The organism is Streptomyces puniciscabiei, assembly GCF_006715785.1.
Taxonomy (GTDB): domain Bacteria; phylum Actinomycetota; class Actinomycetes; order Streptomycetales; family Streptomycetaceae; genus Streptomyces; species Streptomyces puniciscabiei.
Genome location: NZ_VFNX01000002.1, coordinates 192,994 through 205,375 on the forward strand (window position 1 = coordinate 192,994; position 12,382 = coordinate 205,375).

10 protein-coding genes and 1 pseudogene are annotated in these 12,382 nt (G+C 70.4%); 6 read left to right on the forward strand and 5 right to left on the reverse strand.

The features are described 5' to 3' along the window. Window positions 1–42 precede the first annotated feature (42 nt). The 4 genes from FB563_RS31730 to FB563_RS31745 all read left to right on the forward strand — a co-directional run bounded on the left by FB563_RS31730 (window position 43) and on the right by FB563_RS31745 (window position 3,454). Complete coding sequence (locus FB563_RS31730; protein WP_055709660.1) at window positions 43–609, forward strand: TetR/AcrR family transcriptional regulator; 567 nt, start codon at window positions 43–45, stop codon at window positions 607–609. 223 nt (window positions 610–832) lie between these two features. Beyond that, window positions 833–1,276, forward strand: coding sequence for a hypothetical protein (locus FB563_RS31735; protein WP_055709659.1), 444 nt, complete (start codon window positions 833–835; stop codon window positions 1,274–1,276). Window positions 1,277–1,767: 491 nt separating this feature from the next. Further along, window positions 1,768–2,127 carry a VOC family protein gene (locus tag FB563_RS31740; RefSeq protein ID WP_055709658.1) on the forward strand — a complete coding sequence of 120 codons (360 nt, stop codon included), beginning with the start codon at window positions 1,768–1,770 and terminating at the stop codon, window positions 2,125–2,127. Window positions 2,128–3,151: 1,024 nt separating this feature from the next. Continuing rightward, on the forward strand, window positions 3,152–3,454 hold the full coding sequence (locus FB563_RS31745) for a hypothetical protein (RefSeq protein ID WP_142219121.1): 303 nt from the start codon (window positions 3,152–3,154) through the stop codon (window positions 3,452–3,454). Between the two features lie 379 nt (window positions 3,455–3,833). Here FB563_RS31745 and FB563_RS31750 read toward each other — a convergent pair whose 3' ends face one another. The 3 genes from FB563_RS31750 to FB563_RS43225 form a co-directional block, all read right to left on the reverse strand. Continuing rightward, complete coding sequence (locus FB563_RS31750; RefSeq protein WP_142218408.1) at window positions 3,834–4,583, reverse strand: transposase family protein; 750 nt, start codon at window positions 4,581–4,583, stop codon at window positions 3,834–3,836. Between the two features lie 248 nt (window positions 4,584–4,831). Then, window positions 4,832–5,125, reverse strand: coding sequence for a hypothetical protein (locus FB563_RS31755; RefSeq protein WP_055707405.1), 294 nt, complete (start codon window positions 5,123–5,125; stop codon window positions 4,832–4,834). A gap of 118 nt (window positions 5,126–5,243) precedes the next feature. Further along, entirely contained in the window at window positions 5,244–5,399 is a 156-nt protein-coding gene (locus FB563_RS43225; protein WP_159045550.1) for a hypothetical protein, read from the reverse strand. 213 nt (window positions 5,400–5,612) lie between these two features. Between FB563_RS43225 and FB563_RS31760 the strand changes: the two genes are divergently transcribed. Further along, a complete protein-coding gene (locus tag FB563_RS31760) occupies window positions 5,613–6,254 on the forward strand; it encodes a nucleotidyltransferase domain-containing protein (RefSeq protein ID WP_199832880.1) in 642 nt (213 codons plus the stop codon). Between the two features lie 324 nt (window positions 6,255–6,578). Here the strand turns inward: FB563_RS31760 and FB563_RS44400 are convergent. Together FB563_RS44400 and FB563_RS31770 are read right to left on the reverse strand one after the other, a co-directional pair. Then, window positions 6,579–6,911, reverse strand: a pseudogene (locus FB563_RS44400) (transposase); the annotation flags it as partial. Between the two features lie 114 nt (window positions 6,912–7,025). Beyond that, window positions 7,026–10,580, reverse strand: coding sequence for a hypothetical protein (locus FB563_RS31770; RefSeq protein ID WP_142219123.1), 3,555 nt, complete (start codon window positions 10,578–10,580; stop codon window positions 7,026–7,028). A 222-nt stretch (window positions 10,581–10,802) separates the two neighbouring features. Between FB563_RS31770 and FB563_RS31775 the strand changes: the two genes are divergently transcribed. Then, on the forward strand, window positions 10,803–11,573 hold the full coding sequence (locus tag FB563_RS31775) for an IS5/IS1182 family transposase (protein WP_055707402.1): 771 nt from the start codon (window positions 10,803–10,805) through the stop codon (window positions 11,571–11,573). The last annotated feature ends 809 nt before the right edge of the window (window positions 11,574–12,382 follow it).

Below are 12,382 nucleotides of genomic sequence, written 5' to 3' on the forward strand. Positions count from 1 at the left end.
GGCCCCACAAACGCAAGTCGCGACTGCGTTAAGGTTGTGGGCATGAACGAGCGACAGCGAGCCCGGCGGCCCGGCGGGCGCAGCGCCCGCGTCGGCGCGCAGGTGCACCAGGCCGTCACCGACCTGATCAGTGAGCGCGGCTACGGCAACTTCACCGTCGGCGACGTCGCAGCCCGCGCAGGCGTAGCCGACAGCAGCATCTACCGCCGGTGGGGGAACCTGGAAACCCTGCTCACCGACGTGGCGCTCACCCGCCTCAATGCGCAGTCGCCGATGCCCGACACCGGGAGCCTCGCCGGCGACCTGCGCACCTACGCGGCCCAAGTGGCCCGCGAGATCACCGGACCCGACGGTCCGGCAGTGCTGCACCTGGCCGTCGCCCTCTCGAGCAGCGGTCCGCAGGGCCTGCAGGCTGGTGCCGACCTCCGCGCCGAACGCACCCGGCAACTGCAGTCCATGCTCGATCGCGCCCGCGACCGTGGCGAGCCCGCACCCGATGTGTTCGATGTGCTGGACCACATCCTGGCCCCGATGTATATCCGCGTCTTGTTCGGCATGGTCCCGCTCACCCCGGACTACATCGACGGGCTGGTCGACCGATTGCTGTGACCTCGAACCGGTTCCTTATCGGACCACGGAGGTTCCTCCCGCAGGGCGGGCCCGCCTCCGATTCCGCGGGCGGTGAATGACCGGATACGTTTTCGTCCCGCTGGTCAACTGCACTCTGCGGCGAAGCCATCACCTGCACCGGACGTTGGACAGCGACTCAGTGGCTGCGGTCTGGATGCGGCCGGGTCGGCAACGCCCGGACGGGAGTCGGTGGCGACAGGGCGTGGCAAGCCCCCTCGACGTCGCGGAACTCGCAGAACTCGCCGCGCTCATCGACAAACTCGCCGCTGTCGGCATCAACATGACCGAGCCCGGCGTCACCCCGCCCTCGGCCGCCGAGACCGACCCCGGCAGCGACAGCACGGCCGGCTCGCCGATCGGCTCCGGTCCGCTGGCCGGGATGACAGTGGTCGTCACCGGCGCCATGACAGGAGACCTGGAACGGCTCACCCGCAACGAGTTCCTGGTCCAGTCCAGCGGGTCCAAGAAGACCAGCCTCGTGGTCGCCGGCGAAGGCGCGAGTTCCAGGCGGGCCAAGGCTGATCAGCTCGGTATCCGCCGTCGCCACCTCGGACGGGTTCGCCGCCCTTGTTGCCGACCTCCTCGACTGAGCCGAACCAAGACGTTGCGCCGAGTGCCTGCGGTGGTCAGACGGCGTTCCCAGTGATCGACTGCCCGTCCGCGCCTCCGGCTCCGACAGTTGCTCGGGCTCCAGTCGTCGGGCGGGCCGCGACTGCCCGACGCCCGCCGACGCTGACACGCCACATGAACGCTCCTGCAAGCGCGAAGCCGGGCTTTCCCGCCGTACGGGCCTGTCTGATCCGCTGGTCAAGCCCAGGAGGTGCGCACATGCCTGCACCGGACGGCGGCACCGCGGTCCCGCATCCGTCCTGCCCCCGTTCGCCGTACGCCGCCTGTGATCTGCGCCCGGCGCCCGCTTCGCGCGGCCGGGCCACGGCGGGAGACTCGAAGTTCTATGAGGCTGCGCCATCTTGAAGTGGCTGGTCAGCAGCGGTGGTGTGACCCCGTTTCGAGCGGCTCGTACTGGTCGCGGGCGGCAGTCTGGGGTGCAGATCGTCCGCCAAAGCGGCTTTGCCGATGAGTCCACCGTCTTCGAACGGTCTACCCAGCGACACGACCGTCCTCGACAGGAGTGCCATGTCCACCATCCAGCCAGTGATCATCACTGCCGACCAGGACGTCCTGCTCGGCTTCTATACGAAATTGTTCGGCGCCGAGGAGATCTTCCGGGCACCGGCGGAAGGCCCGGCCTTCTACCTCGGCTTGCGCATCGGCGACACCGACCTCGGGCTGGTGGCCAAGACGAAGCCGGGGACCGGGGCGGCACCGCGGATCCTGCTCAGCATCGACGTCGACGAGACACTCGGCCGGGTGGAGGCGCTGGGCGGCTCCGTCCGCAGCGGCCCCAACGACATGCCGTGGGGACAGCGCGTCGCCCACATCCAGGACCCCGACGGCAACCCGTTGAACCTCACCCAGCCGATCCCGGCTCAATGACGCCGTTCCGGGCGCCAGTGCTGGTCATGGGCCGCCCGCGGTATGGATCGGCGGCGGCGCCGACGCGCAACCCCGGCGGGTGCGCCCCGATCACCGCTGCGCCCGCGCCGCGGATACCAGGTCCCGGACGGTTCACCGTCCGGGACCCTTATGCGGTCACGGCTCAGCGGGCCGCGAACCTCCCTGGGAGGCTCATCGTGTACCGGTCTCCCCCAACTGCTTGGGAACCCACTGCAGGGTCGAGCGGTGCCACGTCGTTTTCGAGGGCGCGTCTGGAGGCGGGTGGGTCAATCCCCGGGTTGCTGGGCTGGCTGGCAGCCGGTCGTCAGCAGTGTTCGGATCTTGCGGGCGAAGTCGAGGCCGGGCATGGCAGGCGGCTGCGTCGAGGGACCCCGGAGGGGGCAGGCGAGTGTGTCAGGTGGCGGTTTACCGATCAGTGGGATTGCCAACGAGGAGCGGTGCGGGCGGCAGCGGCAGCAGGGCGAGCGCGCCCGGCCACCGACTCCTACACCGAGTAATCCGGTGTCGTCATGCTTCGTACCCGGCCGCTTCGGATGACTGACGCACTGGGCCCAGGCCCGCGTCACCGCCTGCCTCTTCCGGAGCCACGACCACCGCGTCGAGGGCGCCCCGGAGCTCGGCAGACCCGCCCGAGCACCTAGCATGCGGACGCCTCACCACTGCCGGCGGGATCCCCGTCCGGGCCCACGGCCCTGCCCGCCCCCCTCCGCGCCGCAGGCTGCTCGGCGGAATCAGAATCCGTCGCATCGCGAGTTCGACTGCGGAGCAATCCCGACGACGGTCATCTGCGTATGAAGTAACAGGAAGCAAATCCCTCTCCACAACAACATCAATCGAGAAGTTCGCAATCGCTTATGGTCCATAACGGAGGTGATGGTCCGCCGCCTGAATGCGCTTCGCGGGCGGCGAGCGGCGCACAGAGCTACGCGCAGGCTCTCAAGCGCCGGGGACGGCTCATCGAGGCCGCCGGAAAATCAAGCACACCCTCAGAGAGGGGCTCACCATGCGCGCACACACCCGTATCAAGCGAGCGGCCATCGCGGTCGCGGCGGCACCGATCCTGGCCATCGCCGCCGGAGCCGGCGCCGCCCATGCAGCCGCCACCACGGCGCCCGAGCACGTCGTCTCGTTCCACCAGGACAACGGCTGGGGCTGGGGCGGCGGCCACGACCACGGCTGGGGCTGGGGTGGAGGTCACCACAGCCATGGCTGGGGCTGGGGCTGGGGTGGAGGACACCACAGCCACGGCTGGGGCTGGGGCTGGGGTGGAGGACACCACAGCCACGGCTGGGGCTGGGGCGACTGAGTGCCAGCAGAACTGATCGCCCACTGAGATCCAGTGCTCACCCCGAGAGGAGAAGTTGCCATGCGTGCAAACATCTCCACGGTCAGGCGCGTGGCAGCCGCCATCTGTACTGCTCCCCTCATCGCCATAGCGGCCGGCGCGGGAGCCGTCAGCGCGGCTGCGGCTGACCACCACGCAGCGAACAGCACCGCCGCCATGTCCCCCAAGCCGTGTCCTCCCAAGCAGACCTGTCCACCTGGTTGGGGCCCCGGATGGGGCTGACGGCCCAGGAACTGTAGGACCGCGACGCGGTCCTACAGTTCCTTCTCCAGCTTCACGACCCGCGTCCTGGAGGGTGGTACTCCTGGTTGCCGGCTTCCGGGCCGGTTACTGAGCCTTTTCAACGTTGCCTCTCCAGGGTGAGGACTGCGGCGGCGATGTCCGTCATGCGGTTCGGGCTGCAGCGGCTGCGGCGGAAGATCCGCCAGGACTTCAGGCGGGCGACACCTCGTTCGACGGGAGCGCGGGCCTGGGCGAGTGCCCGGTTCAGCGTCCGCTCGGTCGGTGACAGTTCGCCGTTGGGCGGGCGGCGGATGGCGGTGGTGGCCCAGGAGCCGGCGCCGATGTAGGCGCGGTCGGCGACGATCGGGACGCCCTGGCGTTCGCAGATTCGGATGATGCGGTGGGTGCGTGCGGCGGTCAGATCGTGAGCACGGCCCGGCAAGGCCGGCGAGATCCACAGAAGCTGGCCTACGGGATCGGTGACGACCTGCACGTTCACGCCGTGGCGCCGGTGCTTGTGGGAGTAATCGGCGCGTCCGTCGCCCAGGCGGTCGCACTCGCTGAGGGTGCCGTCCAGGAGTACGTAGTCCGGGTCGTGCTCGCGCAGGGTCTTGAGCAGGCCCGGCGCCCGGTCGGCGAGGAGCCGCACGACGGCGGTGGTGTAGGCGTGGGCGGTGCCGACGGATATGCCGAACCCGGCGGCGATCTGCGCGAGAGTCTCGTGCTTGCGCAGGTAGGCGAGAGCGACGAGGGCGCGCTGGTGCGGCGGGAGCTTGCAGCGGCGGTCACCCTCGCGGGTGACGATAAGCATCGTGACCCACTCGACCAGCGCATGAGGCAGGTCGAGTGCGGCAGGATAGGGAACCAACAGGGCTCCTGGACCGGCAGGTTGAGACTTCGAACACCTCACCCAACGGCACGGGAGCCCTGTCCGTTGCGGGCACCAAGGTCATCACCCGATCGGTGGCCACGCTGAAAAGGCTCACTCACTGAATTTTGCGGATGAGCCCCCGCGTGGCTTGCCAGTGCACGCCTCCCCTTACCGGCGAGCCTTCCGCCAGGGACGGGGTCGTTCATCTGGTCGGCGGCCCACGAGGGCAGCCCGCCAACATGACGTCAGGAGTCCTGGCGCACCTGGTCATAGTCGTCGCTGTCGCCCGGGCCCAGCCGCTCCGGCGCCTTCGCAGCCAGGGGACGGAAGGGGAAGTTGCGCAGCCGGAGTCGGGAGAATGTCCCGGACGGGTTCGTCGCCGTACTGGTCAGCAGCCGCTCGCAGGCGGTCAGCGCGCGCTGAGCGCCGAGCAGCGCGCTCGCCCGCTGGGCGAGGCCGCACGGGAGCAGACCCGCCGGGCTGGCTGGCCGGCTGGCCCCGAGCATCCCCAGTTCCCGCATGATCACCTCGTGGATCATGCGGCCACGAGAGACGCTCACCGAAAGTCAGGACGAACGCCTCCTTCCAAGTCCGGCTCGGCTCCCCGGACGGCACCCGTGCCTGCGGTCTCGCTCGGGCGTTCGCCGACATGGCCCGTCACCAGCGCGGATACCTGTTGCTGGAGTGGATCCGGCAGGCCGAGAAGGACGCACCGAAGCCCATGAAAAGCTTGGCCGGCTTCCTGCGCCAGGACTCGCCGCGGTGCCCGCCGATCTGGCCCTGCCCTGGAGCTCCGGAGTCGTCGAAGTGCATGTGAAACCGGGTGAAAACACTCAAGCAGGCTATGTACGGCGCAGTCTCATTCGAACTCCTCGGGGCCCGGTTCCTCACCCAGCGATGAGACGTCACACCGACGACACTGCACATGCTTTGGCTTCTTGTCAGCAAACATGCCTGATGACGGCCGTGATCCGGATCCGGCCCAATAGCCGCGCCTCGGTCGGGTCGTGGCAATAGATTGTTCCGATGACCGATTCCCTGCCGCCCGGCGGCGCCGTACTTGATACGGACGAGCTGGATGCTCGGTGGGCGGACGCCTGGCGACCGGAACAGGTCGCGGATTGGCTGGGCGGGGTCAGCGTGCCCTGGTGTGTCGTGGCAGGGTGGGCTCTGGATTTGTTCCGCGGATGGCAGTCGCGGCCCCACGGCGATCTGGAGATCGCAGTACCCGCGACGGGGTTCGCGGAGGTTCGGAACCGCTTCCCCGAGTACGTGTTTGACGCGGTGGGTTCGGGACGGATCTGGCCAAGAGCAGGAGCTGAGGTGCTCGCGGCCACGCACCAAACCTGGCTGCGGGACCCGACGAGTGGTCAGTTCCTCTGCGACGTCTTCCGCGAGCCGCACGAAGGCGGCACGTGGATCTGCCGGCGGGACGACAGCCTGCGGCTACCGTACGACGCGATCATCGAACGGAATGCAGACGGCATCCCCTACCTGGTGCCAGAGCTAGTGCTGTTGTTCAAAGCGAAGGAGGCGCGGCCCAAGGACCACGCCGACTTCGACGGAGTCCTGCCACTGCTGAGCCAAGCGCGGCGCGACGGTCTTGGTGGGTGGCTCAAGCGCGTGCATCCCGGACATCCATGGCTGGCGAAACTGGCGCGACAGTGACGCGGGCCAATGATGAAACACCACGCTGACGGTACCGCACTCGTTTCACGCTTCGGATCACGGAACTGCGGACAGAGCCGAATTCAAAGAGCCTCAACAAACCCTGCCGACCTGTCAGTGCACAGCCCTACGACCCCAGGGTCCAGTGCCGTGGTGTGGCCACCCAGTGCGGCATCTGGGTGAATCTCGGCCGGGTCCTGGTGCTCGTAGCGGTCGGACTTTCCGCCTGGTCTGGTAGAGCGCCTTTGCGGCGCTACGCGCTGAGCGGCGGGGGCGCTCGCCCTTCGACCGCGTCGGGGATGCACTGCCGGGGATGTGATCACAGTGAGCGACACGCATCCCGGCGGCGTCGTGGTGGGCGCGCGTAGTGGTGGAGTCGATGTTGAGCAGGGACAGGTCTGCCTTTCCGGACTTCGCGGCCTCCGCGATCATGCCCTCCAGCAATGCCTCGAACCCGCCCGCGTTCTGTCACAGCCGAAAGCGGTTGTGGACGGTCGACCAGGCTCCGAACTCACGCGGCATCTCCCGTCACTGCCCACCCGTCTTGAAGCGCCGGATCACACCCTCGAACTGCTGCCGCAGCCGCCCCGGATACGGGCCGTACTCGCCGACCGGCAAGTACGACTCGATGAAATCCCACAGTTGCACTCGCGTCAGGCAAACGCTCCACCGGACAAACGCTCCACCGGACCAAACCCCCACTACAAGGGCGAATCAGCAGATTGATCACGCCTCGATATACGCCCTGGTACTGCAACGGTGGTTGCCGTATTAGGCAGCGACGAGCGCCTCCACCGTCGAGTTCGGATCCCACTCGGGGTCCAGGCCGGTCAGCCGCTCAGCGACCCGGCGCCAGGCCTTCGGGTCAGTGCCGAGTCGCGCGCGCACGAGGTCCGCGAGGAGCGTTCGGGCCTCGGCGGCCTGGGGCGGGGCGTCCGGGCGGCGGGCGGCAGCGCCCAGGTAGGCGAGCAGCCGCGCGGCCGGGGCAGCGAGGCGCACCAGGTCTTCGCCGTCGAGCAGCCCCGCGCTGAGCAGCCCGTCCAGCTGGGTGGTCGGCGCGCACTGGTACTGGTCGCCGAGACCGTGCCGGGCCCGCTCCCGGGTGAGCTGCGCGCTGCCGGGCAGGCCGTCGGGGCCCGGCTCGGGCAGCAGCGCCGCATGCCGCAGTTTCAGGTCCTCGGGGACGCCGTCCAGGCGGACGATGTCCTGCCAGCACGGGAGCGGTTCCTGGGCGTGGGCGGCTTCGAGAGCGGCCCAGTCCACGGGCTCGCCCGGCGGGCGGGACTCGACAAGGTCGCGTGCGTGCCGGGCGCGCCGCAACCTTCGGACGAGCTTCTCCGGCGCCAGTTCGCGGTCCAGCCGGCCGCGGAGGACGGCGGCGGGGTCGGAGGACGCCAGGGCCTTCGCGCATACGGTGGCGGCGGAGCGTCCCAGCACGTTCTGCCCCGCGAGCCGCGCCAGCCGGTCGGCACCGCCATGCTCGAGCAGGCGCAGGCAGCCGAGTAGTTGATGCCCGAGGCCGAGCCGCGGGCCCTCCCTTTCGAGCAGCTCCTCCACGAGGTCGGGTTCGGCGGAGCACAGCCACATCAGACCGCCGGCCGGCCGCGCCGAATTCCCGGCACGCCAGTCGGCGAGCACCCGGGCGCCCAGGGACGGCCGTCCGGTGTCGGGCCGTGACCGGGTCACGATCCGGTGGGCGACCGGCCAGGGGTTCCAGTGCCGCAGCAGGGCGAGGTCGACGTCCGGGTCGTCGAGCTCGACGAGCCGCTCCACCGCACCGCTGCGCTCCATCCAGCGCGACTGGGCGGCGAGGACACGCAGCGCGTTGTGGTCGCGGTCCGTGAGCAGCCGGTCGAGGACGGCCTGTGGTGTGCGGTCGTGGCGCAACAGGTACGCGGCAAGCAGCCAGGGGCCGTCGGGGCCGAGTCGGGGCAGTACGGCGCCGACCACCTCGGGGTCGGCGAGGCAGAGCAGGGTGCCCTCCGGCCAGGCCCAAAGATGGTCGCCGCGCTCCAGCAGCCTGATGGCCTCGTCGGGCGTGGTCGGCCTGGTCCTGCCGATGGATGTTCCGGGGCGGGCTGCAGGGCTCGCACCGGATTGCGCGTGCTTCAGCAATTGCGCCCAGGTCAGATCCTCCGAGGCGGCTTCGGAAGCCGTCACGGTCGCGGCCAGGTGGAGCCAGGCATCGGGGTCGGTGCCGAGTTCGGCGCGCAGTCGACGGGCGAGCGCGGTCCGCCACGCTTCGGCGAACGCGAGTCGCCGCCAGTCGTGGGGCAGCAGGAGCAGGCGCCGGGCGGGCAGGAGGGAGAGCAGCTCGTCGGCGGGCAGGACGCCCTGCACATAGGCGCGCTCGATGTGCTGCGCCCCGGATTCGTACGTCTCGGGCAGTCGCGCGCGTAGCTGCGCGAGGCTGGGCGCCTCGTACGCGACTCCGTCCTGGGAGGCGGGGAAGCCATGGGCGGCGCAGGCGAGGGCGAACCAGCGAGGGGTGGCGAGGCCGGGCGCGGTCGCCGGCTCGTACATGGTCAGTGCGCGCAGCACCTCGGGATCCTTCGGTCGGGGCGCACCGTCCGGGGCGAGGGAGTACAGCAGGTCGAGCGCGGCCAGAGCGTGCATGCGCTCGCGTCGGTGCAGAGGCCGTCGGGATGGGGGCTCCGAGGCCGGTGGTAGGGGCTCGGCCGCCGGCCGGGGGTCGGCGGCGCCCTCGGCCGTTGGTTCGGGCCGGGACGGCGTATCGGGCGCGGACGGTGGTTCAGGCACTGCGGTCTCGTCCGCGGCCTTCCCCGCCGTGACGATCAGCTCCGCGACCGTTCCCCCGTGGTGGGGCAGCAGGACATCGAGCGCGGCCCAGGCTCGCTGCCGCTCCCCCAGATGCGTCTCCGTCAATGCCCTCAACTCGGCGACCGCCGCCGTGCCCAGCAGGTCGCGTTCGGCGAGGCGGGCGAGCGCGGCCAGGGCGGAGGCGGCAGGGCGCGCGGTGCCGATCAGCTCGACCGGGTCGAGGTACCCCGCCACCGCCATGCCCTCCGCCCAGATGGCGGCGCTGTCGTCGAGTTCCTCCTCGGCGAGGCGCCGCGCGGGCGGGGTGGTGTTCCCCGCGCGCCGGCCCGCGGCCCGCCACGGCTCGTTGAGGACGCTCAGCCGGAAAGCCTCGCGCTGTGCATCGCTCGCCGCCTCGTGGCGGGCCAGCTCCTCGCAGGCCTTGGGCATGAACGGAGTCGCGGCATGGGCCTCGGCGAGGGCGTCGAGATCGTGAACGTACGGCTCGGACAGGAGGTCGCGCAACGTGCTGGTGCCCCGGGCGGTGGCGAGCAGCGCGGGCAGTCGGGCGGGATCCTCGTAGGGCTCGCACCGCGCCCGCAGCAGGCGCGGCCCGTCGCCGTTCGGGGCGGCCAGGGCCTGGGTGACCGTGTCCACGACCGCCCGGCTGAGCCAGGCGGCTGCGGCGGGGTCGTTTAGCAGGGCGCGTACGGCGTCCGGGCCGGTCCGCTCCCAGATGGTCAGCAGGGCATACTGCTGGGCCACTTGGCGCACGCCGGAGCGCAGCGCCGGCACCACGAGCTGCGGATCGCCCGAGCCGAGCAGTGGGGCGAGCCAGGTACGCGGGACCTGGCCGTGCGGCGCCGTCAGCTCGGCGCGCAGAGCGGTGTCGAGCGGAACGGTGTCGATCCGGTCCACGACGGTGCGGCGCAGGGACTGTGTGGTGCGCGGGTTGCGGTAGACGGCTGCGGCGACGTGGGCGTCGCCCACCGCGACCAGCCGAGCCAGGACCCGGGTGTCGAGCCGGGGATGGCGGGCCAGAGCTGCCCGGGTGCGCGTATCGCCGTGCTCGACGACGGCGTCGACGAGGGTGGGCGCCGGGTGAGTCCCGCCGGCCAGCAGCTCCGTCGTCACCCGTTCGGGCAGGGAAGCGAACGCGGCCGCGGCGTGACGCGGCTCCGCGTGCTCGAGGAGCAGGCCGAGCGTGCGGTGGACACTGCGGGGCGCGGGCGGCCGGAGCGTGTCGTCGGACTCCGGCGGCACCGGCAGCTCGGCGAACAGCTCGGGCAGGCTGCCGCGGTACCCGACGAGTGCGTCGTGCAGCGCCCGCCAGCGGGTCCCGTCCGCACCGAGGTGACGCTCCGCCAACTGTTTGAGGCAGGCGGACGCCTCGTGATCGACTCCACCCGCAACGGCAACCTTGGCAGCCAGCGAGCGCGCGGGCCGCGCCCGCTCCACCATGCGCAGCGCCGCACCACTCCACGGCCCCGCGTCCTCCGCGTCCTGTCCGGCCCCGGCCATCTCGCGCAGCAGCCGCCCGGCCGCCCCCACCTGCGTCCTCGTCATGATCGCCATGCTAGACACCGCCACTGACAACCCCATGGGCACCAGCGCCAGTCTCGTCCGCCCCACCAAGGAGCCCTGACAACGGCCCTCTCGCGCCCAGCGGCATCAGCCACGCCCGCGCGACGCTCGGATCCTGAACCCCACCAGCCTCCGCCGAACCCGCACCACGGCTGCCGGGCTAAAGGGTGTTGCAGAAGGCTCGGTGGCGGGCATTTTGCCTGTATGGGCGGGGTGTTGCGGGCTGAGCCGGTGTGGGTGGAGACGTTCACCGGGTTGCGGATGGGGCGCTTCGAGAAGCTGCTTCGGGTGGTGCGGGAGCGGGGCGGCAACGGTCCCGGCGGTGGCCGGCCGTGGTGTCTTCCACTGGCCGAGCGGGTACTGCTGGTTGCCGTCCATTACCGCACGAACCTCACCATGCGGCAGCTCGCCCCGCTCTTCGGCTGCTCACCTGCCACCGTCTGCCGGGTCATCCAGCGCTTGCGACCATTGCTTGCGCTGGAGCCGGCGCCCGGGCCGGTGCCAGGCGTCGACCGGTTATGGATCGTGGACTGCACCCTGGTCCCGGTCCGGGACCGTAAGGTCGCAGCCTCCTCACGCAACTACCGGTTCTCGGCGAATGTGCAGGTCATCATCGATGCCGACACCCGCCTGCTGGTGGCCTCCGCCCGGCCGGCACCCGGCAACAAGGCAGATGCACACGTCTGGCGCGAGTCGGACCTGCCGGCCGTGGCGGCGGGCACGACGGTGATCGCGGACGGCGCCTACCTGGGCACCGGGCTGATTGTCCCGCACCGCAGACGAGCCGGACGTCCCCTCCTGCGCGGCCAGGAGGAAGACAACGCCGAACACCGACGCGTACGGGCCCGCGTCGAGCACACCTTCGCCCGTATGAAGAACTGGAAGATCCTCCGCGACTGCCGCCAGAGGGGCGACGGCCTCCACCACGCCGTCCAGGCCGTAGCCACCATGCACAACCTCGCCATGGCAGGGTGAAACAGCAGGTCAGACATCACCCAGACACGCCCGCCACCGATCACGTGTCCTGCCCCGCGAAGCGTTCTGTCCCTGGCAGACGGTATGGGTGCGCCATCGCAGGTGGGCGGCTGACGGCACATGGGACACGGTTCTGGCCCAGCTGACCGCCCACCGACGGAATCGGCTGGACGGGCCCGGTCGACTCGACGATCGACCGGACCCACCAACTCGCCACGAACACACGCCGGCCGGAGAAGACACCGGCGCCGCCACCTGCCGCAGCGAGGGCGAAGCTCCTGCCACCAGGGGCGAGCCGGCCGGCCATGCAACAGGCCGATCCCGCGGTGGCCTGGCAACCAAGATGCATCAGGACGTGGACACCGGACGCGCTGCTCGCAGACAAGGCGTACTCCTAGAACGGATCCGCGCAGACCTCGCGGCCCGTGGCATCCGCACGGTGATCCCTGAGCGCACACCGCTGCCTGGGAACGCGGGTTCCTCCAATCCCGGTAAGCCGCTGCCCTTGGCCAGTCCGCGTGATCACCAGCTCTCGGTCCGACAAGGGCGCGGAAACCGTGTCGAACGCCACGAGGAGATGTGACTCAAGTGGGGCCTGAACGCCATGCGGTCCAGGACTCCGGTCTCCATATGGGGCAGCGGCCGGTGCCGGACTGCACCCTGCGCAGCCGATGAATAGTTGGCACCACGTCCACCGTTGATCCGGCCAGGCGGCCACGACGCCTGCGTTCTCCTCGCTGGTAAGGGTGACGCACGCGCAGCAGACCTGCCTTCCGGCACAGATGCGGCATGTCCAAGTGTCGGCACAT

Coding starts and splice junctions, on each gene's coding strand:
- FB563_RS31730 (WP_055709660.1), top strand. CDS start 43: ATGAACGAGCGACAGCGAGCCCGGCGGCCCGGCGGGCGCAGCGCCCGC.
- FB563_RS31740 (WP_055709658.1), top strand. CDS start 1,768: ATGTCCACCATCCAGCCAGTGATCATCACTGCCGACCAGGACGTCCTG.
- FB563_RS31745 (WP_142219121.1), top strand. CDS start 3,152: ATGCGCGCACACACCCGTATCAAGCGAGCGGCCATCGCGGTCGCGGCG.
- FB563_RS31755 (WP_055707405.1), bottom strand. CDS start 5,125: ATGATCCACGAGGTGATCATGCGGGAACTGGGGATGCTCGGGGCCAGC.
- FB563_RS43225 (WP_159045550.1), bottom strand. CDS start 5,399: ATGCACTTCGACGACTCCGGAGCTCCAGGGCAGGGCCAGATCGGCGGG.
- FB563_RS31760 (WP_199832880.1), top strand. CDS start 5,613: ATGACCGATTCCCTGCCGCCCGGCGGCGCCGTACTTGATACGGACGAG.
- FB563_RS31770 (WP_142219123.1), bottom strand. CDS start 10,580: ATGACGAGGACGCAGGTGGGGGCGGCCGGGCGGCTGCTGCGCGAGATG.
- FB563_RS31775 (WP_055707402.1), top strand. CDS start 10,803: ATGGGCGGGGTGTTGCGGGCTGAGCCGGTGTGGGTGGAGACGTTCACC.